We start from the raw sequence: 18,375 nt of genomic DNA, 5'->3' as shown, positions 1-18,375 counted from the left end.
GTGCGGTTCGGGGGGATAACCGGGGGAACCGTCCCGCCGGGACACCAGTCGGGAGGGGACCGCAGTGGTCTGGCCGCAGATCCCGCGCACGGACGCGCCGCACACCGCGGCCACCGCCGCGCTCGCCTCCCTCGCCTACCGGGACGGCAAGGTCAGCGACCTGACCGAGACCGACGACAACACCAAGCACAAGACCGGCCGCACCGGCCTGTTCACCCCCCTCGGTGAGGCGTTCTGCCGGGCGGTGATCAAGCGCACCCTCAGCGCCGGGCGCAAGCCGCTGGTGCCGTCCTTCGGCACCGACTCCCGGCTGATCGTCGAGCACTGCGTGGCGGCCGGATCGCTGCGCCGGGAGCGGGACAAGCGGCTCACCGCCGTGGCCTTCTTCGCCGGCTTCCTGTTCCTGCCCGGCACCCTGATCTGGCTCGCCGCCTTCGCGATCCGCCGCAACAGCGCCCCGGAGCGCAGGTCGCTGTACGGGGGCGCGGCGCTGACCGTCGCGGTGCTGCTCGCCGCGCTGTTCGCCTGGCGCCCGCTGGCCCACGGCTACGCCGGGCTCTACGTCCGGGTGATGATGCTGGTCCCGGTGGCCGGCTGGTTCGTCGCCCACCGGTTCTGCCTGCGCGCGGCGGAGCAGCTGCGCGAGCGCTGGAACGCCGTGCTCGACGGCAGCGGCGTGGGCCCGATCGTCCGTGACGCGGTCCCGATCGGTCCCGCCGACGACCGGGCCGAGGTGCTGCGCAAGTCGCTGGAGGCGCTGGTCGAGGAGCAGGACACCAATGTGCTCCACTACGCCGGGGCCAAGGGGATACTCGGCATGGGGCGGCGCTGGGGGGCCTGGCAGCTGGCCGAGCAGATCGACCCGCGCGAGGGGGTGGCCGAGATCCGGCCGTTCCACCCCTGGGACGTGATCCGGAAGATCGAGGACCACCTCAAGCAGATGTCCCGCAGCAGCATGGCCGACAACGGAATACCGCAGATGACGGTCGAGCACTGGGTGGTGCAGGCGATCGGCGAGGGCGCCGACGAGATCGACCGGCCGTTCGGCGCCGACCGGATGGACGGCTCCAGGATGCGTGCCTCGGCGATAACCGACCTGGCGAACCGGCAGACCTTCGGCAACGGCCCGCGGCACTACCTCGGCGCCCAGTTCGTGCTGTGGGAGGGCCAGTTGGTGGTGACCCTACTGGTCAACGTGACCCTGCTGCACAACACCCTGCGGGTGGAGGTCACCGGGCACGCCATCGGGCCGATGGCGGCGATGTTCGGCAAGAAGGCCAAGCCGCAGGAGAAGCAGGTCGCCAAGACCGGCAAGTTCTGGGAGGAGCGGACGGTCCACCTCCCGGTGATGACCCCGGACGAGGTGGTGCGGCTGACCGTGCGCGCCCCCTTCACCTGGCCCTGGGGCCAGTCGATGCTCGACTGGCTCGGCGGCACCCTGAAGCTGCCGGAGCCGTTCGGCCTGCGCTCCGCCTGGGCGAACAAGCCGTGGACCCACCGCTTCATGGCGGACGACGCGCTCCGGGTGGCCACCCCGGTGCTGCGCGCGGTCCACCAGGCGACCATGCAGGTCCTGGCGGACCACGACGTCGACGTCGAGCGCTTCAAGAACCGCTCGCAGCTGCTGGGCGCCGAGGTGCAGGGCGCGCGGCCGAGCAAGGTCGACGAGTACGACATGTGACGGTGCTACTCGGCCTCCGGCCAGACGTCGGCGAGCATCTTGCGGGTGTCCGCGAGGAGTTGCGGCAGAACCCGGGTGGTGCCGACCACCGGCATGAAGTTGGTGTCGCCGCCCCAGCGCGGCACCACGTGCTGGTGCAGGTGGGCGGCGATGCCGGCGCCGGCCACGGTGCCCTGGTTCATGCCCAGGTTGAAGCCGTGCGCCCCGGAGGCGGCGCGCAGCGCGGTCATCGCCTGCTTGGTGAGCACGGCGACGTCGGCGGTCTCCTCCGGCGTCAGCTCGGTGTAGTCGGCGACGTGCCGGTACGGGACCGCCATCAGGTGGCCGGAGTTGTAGGGGTACAGGTTGAGCACCGCGTAGGCGTGACCGGCCCGGCGGATGATCAGGCCGTCCTCGTCCGACATGGCCGGGATCGCACAGAAGGGGCAGCCGTCCGTGGGCTCGGGGCCGGTCGGCTTGTTCTCGCCCCTGATGTACGCCATGCGATGCGGCGTCCAAAGGCGCTCGAAGGCGTCGGGGACGCCCACCCCGTTCTGCTGCTCCGGCTCCGTCGTCATAACGATCAGCATAGGCCGAGGGGCGGCCCCGATCGGGACCGCCCCTGAGAAATCCCCCCGCCGGAGCGGGGCCGGCGTCAGACCTGGATCCGGCGCTCCACCGCGTCCAGGATCTCGGCGAGGGCCTGGTCCCGGGCGATCCCGTTCTTCTGCTCGCCGTTGCGGTAGCGGAAGGAGACCGTGCCGGCCTCCATGTCCTCGTCGCCGACGATGAGCATGAACGGGACCTTGAGCTTCTGGTGGTTGCGGATCTTCTTCTGCATCCGGTCCGAGGAGGCGTCCACGTCCACCCGCAGGCCCTTGGCCTTCGCCTCGGCGGCGAAGCCCTGCAGGTACTCGACGTGGGCGTCGCCGATCGGGATGCCGACCGCCTGGACCGGGGCGAGCCACGGCGGCATCGCGCCGGCGTAGTGCTCCAGCAGCACCGCGAAGAAGCGCTCGATCGAGCCGAACAGCGCGCGGTGGATCATCACCGGACGCTGCCGGGTGCCGTCCGCCGCGGTGTACTGCAGGTCGAACCGCTCGGGCAGGTTGAAGTCCAGCTGCACCGTGGACATCTGCCAGGTGCGGCCGATCGCGTCCCGGGCCTGGACCGAGATCTTCGGGCCGTAGAAGGCCGCGCCGCCGGGGTCGGGGGTGAGCGGGAGGCCCTGCTTCTCGGCGACCTTGCGCAGGGTCTCGGTCGCCTCCTCCCAGGCCTCGTCGGTGCCGACGAACTTCTCCGGGTCCTTGGTGGAGAGCTCCAGGTAGAAGTCGGTCAGACCGTAGTCGCGGAGCAGGTCCAGCACGAAGGTCAGGGTGGTGTCGAGCTCCTCCGCCATCTGCTCCTTGGTGCAGTAGATGTGCGCGTCGTCCTGGGTGAAGCCGCGGGCCCTGGTCAGGCCGTGCACCACACCGGACTTCTCGTAGCGGTAGACCGTGCCGAACTCGAACAGCCGCAGCGGCAGCTCGCGGTAGGACCGCCCGCGGGAGTCGAAGATCAGGTTGTGCATCGGGCAGTTCATCGGCTTGAGGTAGTAGTCCACCCCCTCGTCGAGCTGCATCGGCGGGTACATGCCGTCGGCGTACCAGTCCAGGTGGCCGGACTTCTCGAACAAGGTGCCCTTGGTGGCGTGCGGGGTGTAGACGAACTCGTAGTTCTCCTCCTCGTGCCGCCGGCGCGAGTAGTCCTCCATCGCGCGGCGCATCAGCCCGCCCCTGGGGTGGAAGACCGCGAGCCCGGAGCCGATCTCGTCCGGGAAGGAGAACAGGTCCAGCTCGGTGCCCAGCTTGCGGTGGTCGCGCTTGGCGGCCTCCTCGAGGAACTCCAGGTGCGCCCTGAGGTCGTCCTTGGTGGCCCAGGCGGTGCCGTAGATGCGCTGCAGCATCGGGTTCTTCTCGCTGCCGCGCCAGTACGCCGCGGCGTTGCGCATCAGCTTGAACGCCGGGATCCGGGTGGACGGCAGGTGCGGGCCGCGACACAGGTCGCGCCAGCACAGCTCGCCGGACTTGGGGTCCAGGTTGTCGTAGATGGTCAGCTCGCCGCCGCCCACCTCGACGTCCGCGCCGTCCTCGCCGGTGGCGCCGCCCTTGAGCCCGATCAGCTCCAGCTTGTAGGGCTCGTCGGCGAGTTCGACCCGGGCCGCCTCGTCGGTGACCACCCGGCGGGAGAACTTCTGCCCGCGCTTGATGATCTCCGTCATCTTCTTCTCGACGGCCTTGAGGTCCTCCGGGGTGAACGGCTTCTCGACGTCGAAGTCGTAGTAGAAGCCGTCCTTGACCGGCGGGCCGATGCCCAGCTTGGCCTCGGGGAACAGCTCCTGCACGGCCTGGGCCATGATGTGCGCGGTGGAGTGGCGCAGGATCGACAGGCCGTCGGCGCTGTCGATGGCGACCGGCTCCACCTCGTCGCCCTCGGCCAGGACGTAGGCCAGGTCCTTCAGCTCGCCGCCGACGCGGGCGGCGATGATCGCGCGGTCGCCGGGGAAGAGGTCCGCCGCGGTGGTGCCCGTCGTCACCACACGCTCTTCCCGATCGGGTTCGCGACTGATGACCACACGGACGTCCGACACCGGACTCTCCTGACTCTCGGCAATGCTCCTGAGCAGCTACTGCTGCGGTCACGATGGTACCGAGAGTCCGTGGATGCTCGCGCAGCCATTACCCGGCGGCCGCTACCCCTCGGCGTCGCCCTGTCCGAGCCCGGCGCGGAGCCGGAGGGTCTTGAGCATCCGCTCCCGCTCGGCCGCGTCCAGCTGGACCGGCTCGACCCCGGCCGGGTCGCTGAGCCGGCGGAAGCCGCCCTTGCGTTCCAGCCTGCCGCGCAGCCGGACCGGGACGCCGGCGAGATGCGCCTCGACCGCTACCCGGTAGTCCTCCTCGCCGAGCCTGATCTTGACCTCGTCCACGTCCGCGCCGGTCAGCACCCGCAGCCGGATCTGGCCCTCGCCGCTGGGGACCGGGCGTTTCAGCCGGACCACCGCGCCGGTCAGCTCGACCGCGACCGCGGGCTCGCTGTGCTCGAGGCGTTCGGCCGCCGCCTCCAGCACCGGCAGGTCGCCCGGGGAGAACTCCAGCAGCAGCCGGCGGTTGACGAAGTCGCGCGGCGGGCCGACCGAGGCGGCCCAGGACAGCGCGATCTCGGCCCCCTCGCTGCCGCGGACCAGCTGCACCAGCGAGGCGATCAGCTCCCGGCTGACGCCGAGTCGCACCCCGTCGTCGAAGGCGTCCGGACGGCCGGTGGCGCGCTGCAGGTCGATCGCGTCCCGGGTCACCTCCAGGGCCCGGACCAGGGTGGTGGTCACCGCCCTGTCGTCGGGGGCGGCGGCGTAGGCGGTGAGCAGCCCGGCCCCGGTGCCGGGGGCGACCACCAGCACCCGTTCCAGGAATTCGGCCGCGTAGCCGTCGAGCCGGGCGCCGAAGTAGGCCGCGCGCGAGTGCCCGGCCTTGGCGGCGGCGGAGAGCATGGCCCGGGCGGCCGCGTGCAACTCCTCCTCGGCGCCCCAGGGCACGGCCCCGCCGACCCCCGGCACGTCCCGGCGCCAGTGGATCTCGTCGCCGGGGACCAGCAGCGCGGCCAGGATGGCGCGGGCGGACGGGACGCCGGAGCGGGAGAGCGCGGCGACCGCCTCGTCCAGCAGGTCGACGCTGTCGTCGAAGCCGCGGTCGGCCGGGATCAGCAGGCTGGTGTCGGGCTCCAGGTCGTCGGGCGGGGTCCACCGGGTGTAGCGGCCCTGGGCCCCGCCGCGGCGGAGCCAGCCGTGCCGGGCCAGCAGGGTGCTGAGCACGGCCGGGTCGATCCGGGCCGGGTCGGGCAGCGTGCCGTCCTCGCCGCCGGAGCGCGGTCCCCTGGCCCGGACCAGCTCACGGCCCAGCGCGTCCACGGCCTCTGGTCGGGCGTCGCGTCGCATGGCTGTCACGTCATTCCCTCCCGGCTGGAGTGGGTCGGGGTCGGTCCTGAAGGGTGCTCAAGGACGTTCGCCCGCTCCCACTCGCGTCATGATGGCGCACAGCGAGCGATCGTCGAAGACCTGGTCCGTCGGGATCCGGACATTCGTCCTGCGCTTCCCGGTCACCGGCTGTCCCGCCAGGTTGACCCAGTAGCAGCAGTGCCGCACTTCGAGCCGGTCCGGCCGGGCCAGCAGCCACTGGTCGACCTCCCGGGGAACCAGCATGACCACCAGGATCTTGTGCACGGCGACCCGTTGGTGGGCGAGTTTGCGCAGGTGCTCGTTGTCGAGGGTGAAGCTGAAGTACGGCCCGGCCGGCCCGGGGGCGATCTGGTAGGTGCACTTGAGCTGGACCTTGATGGTGGCCTCGTCGTCCTCGGTGTGCTCGGCGCTGCCGTGGCTGACGTGCCAGTCGATCCCGTTGTCGGGGAACGGCGAGGACAGTGCGCAGCCGGCCGCTGCGGCGACCGCGTGCAGATATCCCACCTGGAGCGTCTCCATGCAGGAGGTGACCGCGAGTTGACCTCGCATCGGTTGCCCCGGACCGGCGCCGCTCCACCCCTGGGGCGGTGTGGCCGGTTCAGGCTGTATCAGCGCCATCGCTGCCGTCTTCCCCGTCGAGCGACGGCCCTCGGTCCGAACCGGACGGGTCGTCACTTGTGTTGTCTCCGCCCGGAAGCACCGCGAAACAGATCCGCAGCTCGGAGCAGGGTTGAATGCGGTGGGTAGTCGGGTATCCCTGATTGTCACCACTCGCGAAGGGGGCCGCCATGACGCTTTGGTACGAGGGACCGCTGGCTTCCTTCGACACCGAGACCACCGGCGTGGACGTCGAGCACGACCGGATCGTGACGGCGGCGCTGGTGGTCCAGGACGCCGCCGGCGGCCCGGTGCGGCGGCGGGAGTGGGTGGCGGATCCGGGGCTGCCGATCCCGGCCGGGGCCACCGAGATCCACGGCCTCACCGACGACTGGGCCCGCCGGAACGGCCGTCCGCCGCGGGTGGTGGTGGAGGAGATCGCCCGCGCCCTGGCCGAAACCGCACGGGCGGGCCTGCCGCTGGTGATCATGAACGCCCCCTACGACCTGACCCTGCTGGACCGCGAGCTGCGCCGGCACCGCGGCAGCTCGCTGGCGCAGTACGCGGCCAGCGCGCCGCTGCTGGTGGTGGACCCCCGGGTGCTGGACCGGCACCTGGACCGCTACCGCAAGGGCCGCCGCACGCTGACCGACCTGTGCGCGCACTACGGGGTGGAGCTGGGCGCGGCGCACGACGCGGCGGCGGACGCGACGGCGGCGATGGGCCTGGTCCGGGCGATCGGCGCACGCTTCGAGACCCGGCTGGGGGCGATCGGCCCGGCCGAGCTGCACCTGCGGCAGGCGGTCTGGCACGCGGCGCAGGCCCGGGGGCTGCAGCAGTGGTTCACCAGGAGCGGCTCGCCGGAACGGGTGGACACCTCCTGGCCGCTGCGCCGCCAGGTGGACGACCAGGCGGCCTGAGCCGCCTACTTTGCCCCAGCTAGCACTGAAGGCCCCTCAGTTGAGGGGCCTTCAGGTTTTCCGGTGCGCAATGCTGGGTTCGAACCAGCGACCTCTCCGGTGTGAACGGAGCGCTCTCCCACTGAGCTAATCGCGCGGGCAACAGAAGGAACATTAGCATCGCGGCCGCCGGTGTCCCAAACACCTTTCCAGCAGACGCCAATCGAACACACGTGCTACTTTTTCGACATGGCCACCGCACTGCTGCTGATCGACGTCCAGCGCAACATGCTGGAACCCCCCACCCCCGTCCCCGACGCCCCCGCCGTCGCGGCCGCGCTCACCGAGTTGCTCGAACGCGCCCGCCAGGCCGGGGCGACCGTGGTCCACATCCGCAACAACGGCGGCGCCCAGGATCCGGACGCACCGGGCAGCCCCGGCTGGGAGCTGGTGCACCAGCCCTTCCCCGAGGAGTTCGTCGCCGACAAGTTCAGCTCGGACGGCTTCCTGGGCACCGGCATCGCCGAGCGGCTGCCGCAGGACGACGTCCTGGTCCTCGCCGGATTCCAGAGCGAGTACTGCATCCGGGCGACCGCGGTCTCCGGCCTGGCCCAGGGCTACCGGGTGGTGGTGGCGGGCGGTGCGCACGGCACCTTTCCGGACGGGGAGCCGGCCGCCGAGATCTCGGCGCGGATCGAGCGCGAACTGGCCGCGGCCGGCGTGGACGTGCTGCCGTACCAGGAGATCCGCTTCTGAGACCGTCCAGGACATACGCAACAGCCCCGCAGGTCGATGACCTGCGGGGCTGTTGCCGCGGTGCGCAATGCTGGGTTCGAACCAGCGACCTCTCCGGTGTGAACGGAGCGCTCTCCCACTGAGCTAATCGCGCGGGGTGTTTGCCGCCCTGACTGAGGAAAACTTTACCGCATCCGACGGCATGCTCCTGACCTCACCGGATGACTGGTTCTCGACCATGGAATGTCATCCGTGGCCGGTTTGGACCACAGTGGAGTGACCGCTGTGACGGTAGTGACTGCTGCGCCGTAAGGGGTACCAGGTACGCACTAATCGGGACAGACGGGTTTACACCGGTCGCGGAGGTGGGATGGTCCGTTCGCCGACGTGCGATCCCCGAGCGCACACTGAGCGAAAGGCCTTGGCGCTTATGAACACCACGGTCAGCTGCGAGCTGCACCTGCGCCTCATCGTGTCGAGCGAGTCATCACTGCCCGTCCCCGCGGGCTTGCGCTACGACACTGCCGACCCCTATGCCGTGCACGCCACCTTCCACACCGGCGCCGACGAGACCGTCGACTGGGTGTTCGCCCGAGATCTCCTCGCGGAGGGGCTGCACCGGCCGACCGGGACCGGAGACGTCCGTGTCTGGCCCTCCCGGAGCCACGGGCAAGGAGTCGTCTGCATCGCCCTGAGCTCTCCGGAAGGAGAAGCCCTACTGGAAGCCCCGGCGCGTGCGCTGGAGTCGTTCCTCAAGCGAACCGATGCCGCGGTGCCCCCGGGCACCGAGCACCGCCACTTCGACCTCGACCGGGAGCTTTCGCACATTCTCGCCGAGAACTGAACCACTCCATCCCTTCGACCGTGCGCAGCCGTGCTACTCGGGGGCACGGAAACGCACCACCGCACCACCTGTACCTCGCCGTGCCGCGTGAGCCGTCGCAGTCCGCACCTGGACCGCGGCGGCTCACGCATGTCCGGCCCCGGCAGCGGTAGAGTCGCCGCCAACCGGGCCGGAGCCACAGGGAGTCGCACGTGCTGATCACCCATGACACGCAGTGGGCCCTCGACGTACTCGTCGACCTGCTGAACACCGCCCCCGAGGCGGCGGGGCAGGAGGGTCTGCCGGATCTGGCGGCGCTGCGGGACTTTGTGGTCCGCTACGAGATCAGCGAGGTGGGCGCGCTCACCACGACCGACCTGGACGCGGTGCGGCAGGTCCGCGCCCAGTTCCGGGCGGTGTTCCTGGCCCGCTCGACCGAGACCGCCGCCGAGCTGGTCAACACCATGGTGGCGAAGGCCGGCTCCACCCCCGGCTGACCAACCACGACGGCCACGGCTGGCACATGCACTACTTCGCGCCCTGCGCGGCGCTGGCGGAGCACCTGGCGGTGGAGGCCGGGATGGCGCTGGCCTTCATCGTGGTGGCCGGTGAGCGGGAACGGCTGCGCCACTGCGAGGCCCCCGACTGCGCCAGGGTCTTCGTGGACCTGTCCCGCAACCGCTCACGCCGCTACTGCGACAGCCGCACCTGCGGCAACCGGATGCACGTCGCGGCCTACCGGGCCCGGCAGCGGACCGCGGCGGAGTCGCCGGACGCGCTGGCCGGGTCCGTCCAGGCCTGAGTCGCTGGGCCGCCGAGCCGCTGAGCCGCTAGATTCCGCGGCGCTTGAGGATGGCCTCGATGTCGGAGAAGTCGTCGGCGGACTGCTGCTTGGCGGCGACGGCCTTGGGCGCCCCGGGCTGGGGCGGGCCGGCCTTGGGCTGGAGGGCCTCCGCCCGGTCGGCCTTTGCGGCTTTGGCGGCCTTGGCGCCTTTGGAGGCGCCGCCGCGGCCGACGCCGGTGGCGAGCAGGACCAGCACGGCGGCGCCGAGCATCGCCACCCCGGTCCAGACCTTCGGGTCGAACACCAGATGGGTGGCCCAGCTGCCGAGCGCGCTGCCGATCCGGCGGAACACCGTGATCAGGCCGGTCAGATAGAGCCCGGTGGGCACCAGGGCGACGGCCGCCCAGCGCAGCGCCGAGCGGAAGCGTCCGCGGACGCCGCGCAGCACGGCGATCACCACTCCGGCTGCCGAGAGTGCCATGCACACGATCGCGGTCATCTGCCCACTTCTCCTTCGCTGGCCGTTCCCGTCCATGGTCCCTCGTAGTGACTCCTCCCCGCCCTGAAGGACGGGGCTTCTCGCTAAGCCGTGTTGGCGTAGCGACGGGCCAGCCCGGCCCGTAGAACGTTGGTGGCTGCCACTGTGTCGGCGTGTGCGGTGTGGCCGCAGGCGACGCAGTGGAATTTCTCCTGTGTGGGCCGGTTCTCCTTGGCGAGGTGTCCGCACTGGGGGCGCGGGCAGGTGCGGGAGGTGTTGCGGGGGTCCACGGCGATCACTTGCCGACCGGCGCTTTCAGCCTTGCTGGTGAGGATCGTGAGGAACACCCCCCATCCGGCGTCGGCGATGCTGCGGTTGAGCCCGGTCTTCGCCGCCGCGCCGTTGGGCAGGAAGCCGCCCGGCGTCTGGGGGTCGGACCTGGGTGCGACTGCGCGGGACATGTTGCGGATCTTGAGGGCTTCGTGCGCGATGAAGTCATGCGCGCGCACCAGATTGAGGGCGGTCTTGTGCGCATGGTCCAGGCGCTGGCGACGGACCTTCCCGTGCAGGTTGGCGACCTTCTCCACCGCCCGGCGGTGGTTGCCGGTGCGCTTGTCACAGCGCACGCGCGGGAAGCGGGCGAGGGCCTGCTGTGCGGCGGCAAGCTTCGCTGTGGCGGTGCGGGCGTGGCGCGGGTTCGGAACAAAGCCGCCGTTCGAGTCGGCGAGGAAGTTGGCGATGCCGAGGTCGATGCCGAGGTCACTGCCGGTCGGCGGGAACGGCTGCGGCTGGTCCTGCTCGGCAGTCAGCACGACGAACCACTTGCGGCCCTCGCGCTTGACCGAGACGGTCTTGACCTTGCCGACTACGGCGCGATGCTGGTTGACCTTGACGTGGCCCACACCCTGGAACCGGACGCGCGTGGCGTGACCGGGAAGGGAGTCCCACCGGCAGCCGTCGCCGTCCTTGGGGAACTCCACGGTGTCGAACCAGCTCACCCCGCGAAAGCGCGGGTAGCCGGGCGTGTTACCGGACTTGACACGGCGGAAGAACGCCTGGAACGCCTTGTCGAGACGGCGCAGGGTGGTCTGCTGCGAGGAGAAGGACCACCGGCCGTGACGCTCCGGGTCGAATGCCCGAATGTCCCTCAGCTGAGCGGACTGCGTCCCGTACTTGATGCTCGTTTTCGAGACGTGGCGGTAGGCGTCGCGCCTTTCCTGCAACGCCCCGTTGTACAAGCCGCAGTGATCACGCAGCATCTCGCCCAGAGCCTGGGCCTGAGCCACGGTGGGCCGCATGAGGAACTTGTACGCGCGGATCATCCAGCCCACCCCCTTCAAGGTCAGTACGACCACACTACACTTGGCGCATGTCACCACGCTGGGAACCGGACCCCGATATCCGGCGGGGAAACCACGTCATATACAACCTGCATGCACATTTGGTGTTTGTCACCAAGTACCGGCACGAGACCTTCAACGACGCGATGCTGACGCGCTGTGAGGCGATCATGAGCGACGTGTGCGAGAGCTTCGGCGCAGAGCTGCGGGAGTTCAACGGCGAAGGCGACCACGTCCGCCTGCTGGTGCACTACCCGCCGAAGGTCGCCCTGTCCAAGCTCGTCAACTCCCTCAAGGGCGTCAGCTCCCGCTACCTGCGGGCGGAGTACACCGGCCGCATCAACCGGATCGGCATGGGGTCCGTCTTCTGGTCACCCTCGTACTTCGCAGGGTCCTGCGGCGGCGCACCGCTCAGCATCGTCAAGGACTACATCGAGAATCAGAAGCGTCCCGTCTGAGCGACACCACAACCGCGCAGAGACCTCCGGCGCTTCGCGCCTCCGTACCAGGGATCGCATTCCCGCCCGGCCCAAAGGCCGGAATTCCCTGCGAAGATCAAGGGATGGGAGACTGACGGGCATGAGCGATAGTTCCCTCCCACCCCACTCCCAGGGTCGAGTACTGGTGCGAGCTGCAGTGCCCGGACTGCGCGACCGCCCTGGACGACGTCCGCGCGCTGCGCGCGGCCTATGGCGACCGGCTGGAGATCGTGCTGCGGCACTTCCCGCTGGAGAAGCACAAGCACGCCTTCGCCGCCGCCCAGGCCACCGAGGAGGCCTTCGAACAAGGGCAGGGCTGGCCCTATGTCGAGGCGGTGCTGGCGCGGGCCGAGGAGCTCGGCCGACGCGGCGAGGCACTGCTGGTGGACATTGCCAGGGAGCTGGGCCTGGACGCCGAGGAGATGGACACGGCGCTGATCGACGGACGGCACATGCTGGTGGTGGACGCCGACCACGCCGAGGGCAAGGCCATCGGGGTGACCGGGACGCCCACCTATGTGGTGGCCGGGAAGCGGCTCGACGGCGGCAGGAGCCAGGACGGGCTGCGCGAGCAGATCGTCGCCCTGCTCGGCCCTTGACGCTTCCGCCGAGCCGGGGCTACAGCTGCTTGTGCAGGACGTGCAGGAAGGTCGTGTAGCCGAGCGAGGTGTAGAGCCGCCGCGCGGTGCTGTTGTCGGCGAAGACGTTGAGGCCCAGGTGGTGCACGTCGCGGGCGAGGCACTCGCGTTCGGCGAGCAGCATCAGCGCCCGGCCGTGGCCGCGGCCGCGCTGCGCCTCGTCCACCACGATGTTGAAGACCCAGGCCAGCGGGGAGCCGTCCGGCATGCTGCTCTGCCGGGTGTTCACCCAGATGCTGCCGATCGGGCCGGCGCCGCTCCTGCTCTCGCTTGCGCTTTCCAGTAGGGAGATCACCGTGTCCGGGGTGGCCAGGCCGTGCGGCAGCACCGCGGCGTGGTCGGCGTAGGCCTTGGCGCCTGCCTGTTCGAAGGTGAGGCCGTGGGCGACCAGCTCGGCGATGTAGATCTGGGTCTCGGCGGCGAGCCAGGGTCCGTACTCGTCCTCGCGCATCGCCCGGCCGGTGCTGCCGTCCGGCAGCGGCGGGGGCGCGTCCGGCAGGGCCTTGCGCATATTGGTGCAGCGCAGGGTGTAGCCGAGGGTGCGGGCCAGGCCGAGCCCGGCCTCCTCGCCGAGCCCGGCCGGCACCCTGGCCTCGGCCCTGCCGCAGCCCCAGGACCGCAGCACCTCCTCGGCGGCGAGCACCGCGATCAGCCCGCGTCCGCGCCCCCGGTCGCGCCGGTCGACCGCCAGTCCGTCGATCCAGCCGCTGCGCGGCCCGGCGCCGCCGGTCGCGGTCACGGTCAGCCCGCCGACGATCCGCCCGTTGACGCACACCGAGTACGCCCGGCTGCGGCCGCCGCCGGGGGTGGCCGTCTCCGGGCCGGACGGCCGGATCGTGGTCGTCATGGCCCTCACGGCTCCAGGTCGGCGGCGGAGCGCTCGGTGAAGACGGCGATCGCCTTGGCGGTGATCGGCCCGGGCGCGCCGGGCAGCTCGCGGTCGTCGACCCGGGAGACGCCCTGGATGTCGCGGAGGGTGCCGGTCAGGAAGATCTCCTCGGCCTCCTCCAGCGCCGAGAGCGGCAGGTCCGCCTCCTCGGCGTCGAGCCACTGCAGGGCCAGCGCCCGGGTGACTCCGGCCAGGCAGCCCGAGGTGAGCGGCGGGGTGAGCAGCCGTCCGTCGAGCACCACGAAGATGTTGGACCCGGTGCCCTCGCAGAGCCGGCCCGCGGTATTGCCGAAGATCGCCTCGGCCGCGCCGTACTCGTGGGCGCGGGCCAGGGCGACCACGTTCTCGGCGTAGGAGGTGGTCTTCAGCCCGGCCACCGCGCTGTGCTCGTTGCGGGTCCAGGGGACGGTGACGATCGCGGCGGCGTCGGGGCGGCGGACGGTCTCGCCGAGGGCGACGACCAGGGTCGGCCCGCTGTCGCCGCGATCCGAGCCGAGCGGGGCGAGGCCGCCGGTGTAGGTGATCCGGAGTCGGCCGAGCGGCATCGGGTTGGCGGCGAGCACCTCGGCGCAGGCGTGCTGGACCAGCGCGCGGTCCGGCGCCGGCAGGCCCAGCCCACGGGCGGAGCGCTCCAACCGGTCCAGGTGCCGGCCGAGGGCGAAGAGGGCGCCGTCGACAGCCTTCACGGTCTCGAAGACCCCGTCGCCCACGGTCATCCCGTGGTCGAGGACGGAGACGCTGGCCGCGGCGGAGTCCTGCAGCGCGCCATTGACCCAGATCCGCACGATGGTGCTCCCGTTCGTCGTTACTGCGGTGATTCGTCGTTACTGCGGTGAGTTACTGCGGTGATGGGTCAGACGCTACCGCGAGCAGGCGGGCGGCCTTGAGTTCCGTCTCGTCCCATTCCCGTTCCGGATCGGAGCCCCAGGTGATCCCGGCCCCGGTGCCGAAGCGGAGCCGCGGTCCTGACGGGTCCTCGCGGTCGATCCAGAAGGTGCGGATGCCGACGGCGAGCCGGGCCTCGCGGCGGTCGGCGTCGACCCAGCCGACCGCCCCGCAGTAGGGGCCGCGCGGGGCGGTCTCCAGGGCCCGGATCAGGCGCAGCGCACTGGACTTGGGCGCACCGGTGACCGATCCGGGCGGGAAGGTCGCGTCCAGCAGCCGCGGCCAGCCCAGCCCTGGACGCAGTTCCCCCTCGACCGTGGAGACCAGGTGCACCAGGCCGGGGTGCTTCTCGACCGCGCAGAGGTCGGGGACCGAGACGCTGCCGGTGGCGCAGACCCGGCCGAGATCGTTCCGGACCAGGTCGACGATCATCACGTTCTCGGCGTAGTCCTTGGCCAGCAGGTCGTCCTCGGTCCGGCCGGTGCCCTTGATCGGCCCCGAGCTGACCCGGCCGCCCCGGCGTTCGAGGAAGAGCTCGGGCGAGGCGGTGGCCACCTCGACGCCGTGGGCCGGGAGCCGGACCGTGCCGGCGTAGGGGGCGGGGTTGCCGTGGGCGAGGCGGGCGGTGAGGGCGTCCACGTCGGCGCCGTGCACCGGATCCGGGAGCGGCGCGGAGAGCACCCGGCAGAGGTTGGCCTGGTACACCTCGCCCGCGGCGATCCGCTCCCGGATCTCGCGGACGCCCGCGGTGTAGGCGGCGTGGTCCAGCGAGCTGGTCCAGTCGGTACGGGCCGGACCGCGCCAGCCGGGCACGTCGGCGGCGGGGGCCGGCGCGGGGCGGACATGGGCGAAGCGGGCACAGGTGATCCGGCCTTCGAAGTCGGCCACGACGGCCCAGAACCCGCTGCTGTCCAGCGCCGCCGGGTCGTCGGTCACGTCGAGCAGCCCGGAGGCGATCCGGCCGTCGAACCGGGCCATCGGAGTGAGCGGGGGAAGCGGGTGGGTCACTGTGTCACTCGTGATTCTGTGCGGAAGGTGCGGGATCGCCGCGCCCTGGAGTCCGGCGAAGTCTAGGTTCTGGGGTGGGGAAACGCTTGTGCGGACTGGTGCCGCAGGTCATCGCGGGGGTCTGCGGCGGCGCGTCCCGGGTAACGGAATTTGAGTTGGGCCCGTAATCCGCTAAAGTTCAACACGTCGCCAGGAAGCGGGCCGCGCGGAGACAAGCGGAGCGCCGACTGGAGATCCACGCGGATGTGGCTCAGTGGTAGAGCATCACCTTGCCAAGGTGAGGGTCGCGGGTTCGAATCCCGTCATCCGCTCGGATGAGAGTCGTAGCTGGGCTCTCACTCGGTGGAGTGGCCGAGAGGCGAGGCAACGGCCTGCAAAGCCGTCTACACGGGTTCAAATCCCGTCTCCACCTCAACAACGTACTAAGGTTCCGAGTGGTTCGCCGCCCGGAGCACCCGCGCGATTAGCTCAGCGGGAGAGCGCTTCCCTGACACGGAAGAGGTCACTGGTTCAATCCCAGTATCGCGCACGCAAGATCGGTAGGTCCCGCGCGATTAGCTCAGCGGGAGAGCGCTTCCCTGACACGGAAGAGGTCACTGGTTCAATCCCAGTATCGCGCACGCAAGATCGGTACGTCTCGCGCGATTAGCTCAGCGGGAGAGCGCTTCCCTGACACGGAAGAGGTCACTGGTTCAATCCCAGTATCGCGCACAGCAGTTGAAGGCCCGTCCAGGTGGACGGGCCTTCTTCGTTGGTGCCAAACGCTGCGCGATCGCCGCGCCCGGGCTGCCCTCACCGACAGTCCGGACACGACGCCGCAGTACGGGGGACGCCGGGTCAGCGTCCGATCAGGTGCACCACCGAGGTGGCCTGCACTGTGAACTGCGACCAGCCGCCGAAGGCGAAGGCCAGCAGGGCCGCGACCGGCAGCGCGATGGCCAGGGCCACCAGCGGGTTCCTGGTCTCGCCGGCGCGGACGGACGGGCGACGGCGCCGTACGGGTCCTCCCGTGTACACGGACATGGCCTGGTTTCCCACTCTCGGTCTGGTTCCGGTCGAACGGTCTGCTGCCGGTCGAAGTCTGTCGCGGTGGGCGGAGTACCTCGGGGGACGAGCTGCCCGCCCACCGCTGGTACAAAACTACGGTCGGGACCCCCTGCCGGGCGTCATGCCCCGGGACCGTCCGGACGGCATCCGGAAGGAGGACCGTGGTACCAGGGGACTACTACCGGAGGCTGAGAGCCGGTGCCGGGGGCATCAGGGACACCCCTGAGACCACCCCTGAGCGGAGGACGTAACCCCAGGTCAGAACGAGCGCCGCCGAGGCCCGCGGCGAGACCCGGAAGGGGGCCGTCCGACGGGAAGTCAGACAATCCCACGGACCTCCCAGGCGTTGCGTATCAGCACACCGCCCACGGCAGTCCGTAAGCTGTCGGCTGGCAAGCAGATCACGCCCCGGCTCGGGGACCTGACGGCGGGACGGAAATGTGGCGATGATGCGGCTCCGGCGGGAGGATCCGCGAGTCGTCGGCCCCTATCGCCTGCACCGGCGGCTCGGTACGGGCGGCATGGGCGTGGTCTACCTGGGCTCGGACCGCAAGGGCCAGAAGGTCGCGCTCAAGCTGATCCGCTCGGAGCTGGCCGAGGACCAGGAGTTCCGCACCCGCTTCGCCCGCGAGGTGTCGGCGGCGGCCCGGATCAGGGGCGGCTGCATCGCCCGGCTGGTGGCCTCCGACATCGACGCCGAACGGCCCTGGCTGGCGACCTCCTACGTCCCCGGGCCCTCGCTCTACAAGCGGGTCGGCGACGAGGGGCCGCTGCCGTGGCCGGAGGTGACCGCGATCGGCGCGGCGCTGGCCGACGGCCTGGTGCACGTCCACGAGGCCGGGGTGGTGCACCGGGACCTCAAGCCGTCCAACATCCTGCTGTCGCCCAAGGGTCCGCGCATCATCGACTTCGGCATCGCCTGGTCCACCGGGGCCAGCACGCTGACGCACGTCGGCACGGCGGTCGGCTCGCCCGGCTTCCTGGCACCCGAGCAGGTCCGCGGCATCGCGGTGACCAGCGCGACCGACGTGTTCGCGCTGGGCACGACGCTGGCCTACGCCGCGACCGGGGACTCGCCGTTCGGCTCGGGCAGCTCCGAGGTGATGCTCTACCGGGTGGTGCACGAGGAGCCGGATCTCACCGACGTCCCCGGCGCGCTGGTCCAGGTGATCAGGGCCTGCCTGGCGAAGGAGGCCGCGGACCGGCCCACCACCGTCCAACTGCACGACCGGCTGCGGGAACTGACGGCCCGGGGCACCGCGATCGGGCTCAGCCAGCTGCCCCGGCCGCAGCAGCCGGGGCCGGCCGCGGAGTCCGGGGTACGGGCCGGCGCCACCGGTCGGCCGCGGCCCGGGCAGCTGGGTGAACACCCCGCCGAGCGGCTCCGGCCACGACCGGCCGAGAGACCCGGCGAGCGGACCGGCGACCGGACGGGCGACCGGAACGGCGGTCGAGCCGGAGGAGACCGGACGGGCAGTCGGGCCGGGGAGCGGCCGGGCGAGCGGACCACTGAGCGTTCCGGCGAGCGGCCCGGCGACAGGCCCGGCGAGCGGGCGCCCGAGCGGCGCGGCGAGCGCCCCGCGGTGCGTCCGCAGCGGCCGGCGGGGCGGCGGCCGATGCCGCCGACGATGCGGCAGCCGCAGCCGGCCACTCCCCCGCCGACCGCACCGCAGCAGACCCGGCCGCAGGGGCAGCGCACCCCGCCGCCCGGCGCGCGGCCCGCCGGCCGTCCGACCGGGCCGCCCTCGCGGCGTCGGCTGCTGCGGCAGCGGCTGACGGTCTTCGTCACCGTGACGGTGATCGCGGCGCTGGCCATCGCCGCGGCCCAGGGCTGCGAGGACCGCGGCTCCCAGGGACTGCGCCGGGCGCCGGGCGCCGTGGTGACCGCGCCCGCGCCGACGCGTCCGCCGGTCGCCGACATCGCGGCCGGTCAGGGGCTGGTCGGCGTGCCCGCCGCCGCGGGCGAGGTCAGCCCGGACTGGGCCGACCGCGGCTACACCGATCCCAGCGACGGTTCGACCGTGCTGCTGAAGGGCGGGCACTCGACCCTCACCGACCCGGCGTCCGCGCCGGTGTCACTGACCGCCGTGCTGCCGGCCCGCTACCGGGGGGCGGCAGCGGCCGT

At 71.4% G+C, this 18,375-nt stretch carries 15 protein-coding genes, 7 tRNA genes and 3 pseudogenes; 13 read left to right on the top strand and 12 right to left on the bottom strand.

Annotated elements, in window-relative coordinates; all coding sequences use genetic code 11:
- The first annotated feature begins 64 nt into the window (after positions 1-64).
- The gene (locus tag ACXKR8_RS41685; protein ID WP_462100056.1) at positions 65-1,681 is read left to right on the top strand and encodes a hypothetical protein; all 1,617 of its coding nucleotides are present in this window, start codon (positions 65-67) and stop codon (positions 1,679-1,681) included.
- 5 nt (positions 1,682-1,686) lie between these two features.
- On the opposite strand, the gene ACXKR8_RS41680 is transcribed toward ACXKR8_RS41685, so the two are convergent.
- The 4 genes from ACXKR8_RS41680 to ACXKR8_RS41665 all read right to left on the bottom strand — a co-directional run bounded on the left by ACXKR8_RS41680 (position 1,687) and on the right by ACXKR8_RS41665 (position 6,266).
- Complete coding sequence (locus ACXKR8_RS41680) at positions 1,687-2,250, bottom strand: HIT family protein (RefSeq protein ID WP_458269706.1); 564 nt, start codon at positions 2,248-2,250, stop codon at positions 1,687-1,689.
- A 65-nt stretch (positions 2,251-2,315) separates the two neighbouring features.
- The gene (gene thrS, locus ACXKR8_RS41675; protein WP_458269705.1) at positions 2,316-4,289 is read right to left on the bottom strand and encodes a threonine--tRNA ligase; all 1,974 of its coding nucleotides are present in this window, start codon (positions 4,287-4,289) and stop codon (positions 2,316-2,318) included.
- A gap of 102 nt (positions 4,290-4,391) precedes the next feature.
- Entirely contained in the window at positions 4,392-5,627 is a 1,236-nt protein-coding gene (locus tag ACXKR8_RS41670) for a hypothetical protein (protein WP_458275224.1), read from the bottom strand.
- Between the two features lie 57 nt (positions 5,628-5,684).
- Positions 5,685-6,266 carry a DUF4365 domain-containing protein gene (locus tag ACXKR8_RS41665; protein WP_458269704.1) on the bottom strand — a complete coding sequence of 194 codons (582 nt, stop codon included), beginning with the start codon at positions 6,264-6,266 and terminating at the stop codon, positions 5,685-5,687.
- Between the two features lie 170 nt (positions 6,267-6,436).
- Between ACXKR8_RS41665 and ACXKR8_RS41660 the strand changes: the two genes are divergently transcribed.
- The gene (locus ACXKR8_RS41660; RefSeq protein WP_458269703.1) at positions 6,437-7,165 is read left to right on the top strand and encodes a 3'-5' exonuclease; all 729 of its coding nucleotides are present in this window, start codon (positions 6,437-6,439) and stop codon (positions 7,163-7,165) included.
- 64 nt (positions 7,166-7,229) lie between these two features.
- Here ACXKR8_RS41660 and ACXKR8_RS41655 read toward each other — a convergent pair.
- A tRNA-Val gene (locus tag ACXKR8_RS41655) sits at positions 7,230-7,301 on the bottom strand.
- A 92-nt stretch (positions 7,302-7,393) separates the two neighbouring features.
- On the opposite strand from ACXKR8_RS41655, the gene ACXKR8_RS41650 reads away from it, so the two are divergent.
- Complete coding sequence (locus ACXKR8_RS41650; protein WP_458269702.1) at positions 7,394-7,900, top strand: isochorismatase family protein; 507 nt, start codon at positions 7,394-7,396, stop codon at positions 7,898-7,900.
- Between the two features lie 61 nt (positions 7,901-7,961).
- Here the strand turns inward: ACXKR8_RS41650 and ACXKR8_RS41645 are convergent.
- Positions 7,962-8,033 (bottom strand) — tRNA-Val (locus ACXKR8_RS41645).
- A gap of 276 nt (positions 8,034-8,309) precedes the next feature.
- Here ACXKR8_RS41645 and ACXKR8_RS41640 point away from each other — a divergent pair.
- Complete coding sequence (locus ACXKR8_RS41640; RefSeq protein WP_030248700.1) at positions 8,310-8,723, top strand: SsgA family sporulation/cell division regulator; 414 nt, start codon at positions 8,310-8,312, stop codon at positions 8,721-8,723.
- Between the two features lie 191 nt (positions 8,724-8,914).
- A pseudogene (locus ACXKR8_RS41635) lies at positions 8,915-9,504 on the top strand (CGNR zinc finger domain-containing protein).
- 28 nt (positions 9,505-9,532) lie between these two features.
- Here the strand turns inward: ACXKR8_RS41635 and ACXKR8_RS41630 are convergent.
- Together ACXKR8_RS41630 and ACXKR8_RS41625 are read right to left on the bottom strand one after the other, a co-directional pair.
- Positions 9,533-9,985: a hypothetical protein gene (locus tag ACXKR8_RS41630; RefSeq protein ID WP_458269700.1), complete on the bottom strand. Its 453-nt coding sequence runs from the start codon at positions 9,983-9,985 to the stop codon at positions 9,533-9,535.
- Between the two features lie 83 nt (positions 9,986-10,068).
- Positions 10,069-11,286: an RNA-guided endonuclease InsQ/TnpB family protein gene (locus ACXKR8_RS41625; RefSeq protein ID WP_458269699.1), complete on the bottom strand. Its 1,218-nt coding sequence runs from the start codon at positions 11,284-11,286 to the stop codon at positions 10,069-10,071.
- A 47-nt stretch (positions 11,287-11,333) separates the two neighbouring features.
- Between ACXKR8_RS41625 and tnpA the strand changes: the two genes are divergently transcribed.
- Entirely contained in the window at positions 11,334-11,762 is a 429-nt protein-coding gene (gene tnpA, locus ACXKR8_RS41620; protein WP_458269698.1) for an IS200/IS605 family transposase, read from the top strand.
- A gap of 121 nt (positions 11,763-11,883) precedes the next feature.
- A pseudogene (locus tag ACXKR8_RS41615) lies at positions 11,884-12,382 on the top strand (DsbA family protein).
- A 19-nt stretch (positions 12,383-12,401) separates the two neighbouring features.
- Here ACXKR8_RS41615 and ACXKR8_RS41610 read toward each other — a convergent pair.
- The 3 genes from ACXKR8_RS41610 to ACXKR8_RS41600 are packed head-to-tail and all read right to left on the bottom strand — an operon-like array spanning position 12,402 to position 15,173.
- On the bottom strand, positions 12,402-13,268 hold the full coding sequence (locus ACXKR8_RS41610) for a GNAT family N-acetyltransferase (RefSeq protein ID WP_458269696.1): 867 nt from the start codon (positions 13,266-13,268) through the stop codon (positions 12,402-12,404).
- A gap of 5 nt (positions 13,269-13,273) precedes the next feature.
- A complete protein-coding gene (locus ACXKR8_RS41605; RefSeq protein WP_458269695.1) occupies positions 13,274-14,095 on the bottom strand; it encodes an aminotransferase class IV in 822 nt (273 codons plus the stop codon).
- Positions 14,096-14,147: 52 nt separating this feature from the next.
- The gene (locus ACXKR8_RS41600) at positions 14,148-15,173 is read right to left on the bottom strand and encodes a chorismate-binding protein (RefSeq protein WP_458275223.1); all 1,026 of its coding nucleotides are present in this window, start codon (positions 15,171-15,173) and stop codon (positions 14,148-14,150) included.
- 269 nt (positions 15,174-15,442) lie between these two features.
- On the opposite strand from ACXKR8_RS41600, the gene ACXKR8_RS41595 reads away from it, so the two are divergent.
- From ACXKR8_RS41595 to ACXKR8_RS41575, 5 genes are all read left to right on the top strand, one after another.
- Positions 15,443-15,514 (top strand) — tRNA-Gly (locus ACXKR8_RS41595).
- 30 nt (positions 15,515-15,544) lie between these two features.
- A tRNA-Cys gene (locus ACXKR8_RS41590) sits at positions 15,545-15,615 on the top strand.
- A 45-nt stretch (positions 15,616-15,660) separates the two neighbouring features.
- A tRNA-Val gene (locus tag ACXKR8_RS41585) sits at positions 15,661-15,732 on the top strand.
- A 19-nt stretch (positions 15,733-15,751) separates the two neighbouring features.
- A tRNA-Val gene (locus tag ACXKR8_RS41580) sits at positions 15,752-15,823 on the top strand.
- A gap of 19 nt (positions 15,824-15,842) precedes the next feature.
- Positions 15,843-15,914, top strand: a tRNA-Val gene (locus ACXKR8_RS41575).
- Positions 15,915-16,040: 126 nt separating this feature from the next.
- Here ACXKR8_RS41575 and ACXKR8_RS41570 read toward each other — a convergent pair.
- Positions 16,041-16,226: a hypothetical protein gene (locus ACXKR8_RS41570; RefSeq protein ID WP_458269694.1), complete on the bottom strand. Its 186-nt coding sequence runs from the start codon at positions 16,224-16,226 to the stop codon at positions 16,041-16,043.
- Positions 16,227-16,690: 464 nt separating this feature from the next.
- Between ACXKR8_RS41570 and ACXKR8_RS41565 the strand changes: the two are divergent.
- Positions 16,691-17,872, top strand: a pseudogene (locus ACXKR8_RS41565) (serine/threonine-protein kinase); the annotation flags it as partial.
- Between the last annotated feature and the right edge of the window lie 503 nt (positions 17,873-18,375).

Source organism: Streptacidiphilus sp. PAMC 29251, from assembly GCF_054208735.2.
This window is presented reverse-complemented; position numbering and strand designations above follow the sequence as displayed.

What these genes read in the sequence shown, in the direction of transcription:
- tnpA (WP_458269698.1), top strand. Translation starts at nt 11,334, where the DNA reads ATGTCACCACGCTGGGAACCGGACCCCGATATCCGGCGGGGAAACCAC.
- ACXKR8_RS41665 (WP_458269704.1), bottom strand. Translation starts at nt 6,266, where the DNA reads ATGGCGCTGATACAGCCTGAACCGGCCACACCGCCCCAGGGGTGGAGC.
- ACXKR8_RS41660 (WP_458269703.1), top strand. Translation starts at nt 6,437, where the DNA reads ATGACGCTTTGGTACGAGGGACCGCTGGCTTCCTTCGACACCGAGACC.
- ACXKR8_RS41570 (WP_458269694.1), bottom strand. Translation starts at nt 16,226, where the DNA reads ATGTCCGTGTACACGGGAGGACCCGTACGGCGCCGTCGCCCGTCCGTC.
- ACXKR8_RS41650 (WP_458269702.1), top strand. Translation starts at nt 7,394, where the DNA reads ATGGCCACCGCACTGCTGCTGATCGACGTCCAGCGCAACATGCTGGAA.
- ACXKR8_RS41640 (WP_030248700.1), top strand. Translation starts at nt 8,310, where the DNA reads ATGAACACCACGGTCAGCTGCGAGCTGCACCTGCGCCTCATCGTGTCG.
- ACXKR8_RS41600 (WP_458275223.1), bottom strand. Translation starts at nt 15,173, where the DNA reads ATGGCCCGGTTCGACGGCCGGATCGCCTCCGGGCTGCTCGACGTGACC.
- ACXKR8_RS41625 (WP_458269699.1), bottom strand. Translation starts at nt 11,286, where the DNA reads ATGATCCGCGCGTACAAGTTCCTCATGCGGCCCACCGTGGCTCAGGCC.
- ACXKR8_RS41670 (WP_458275224.1), bottom strand. Translation starts at nt 5,627, where the DNA reads ATGCGACGCGACGCCCGACCAGAGGCCGTGGACGCGCTGGGCCGTGAG.
- ACXKR8_RS41610 (WP_458269696.1), bottom strand. Translation starts at nt 13,268, where the DNA reads ATGACGACCACGATCCGGCCGTCCGGCCCGGAGACGGCCACCCCCGGC.
- ACXKR8_RS41680 (WP_458269706.1), bottom strand. Translation starts at nt 2,250, where the DNA reads ATGCTGATCGTTATGACGACGGAGCCGGAGCAGCAGAACGGGGTGGGC.
- ACXKR8_RS41630 (WP_458269700.1), bottom strand. Translation starts at nt 9,985, where the DNA reads ATGACCGCGATCGTGTGCATGGCACTCTCGGCAGCCGGAGTGGTGATC.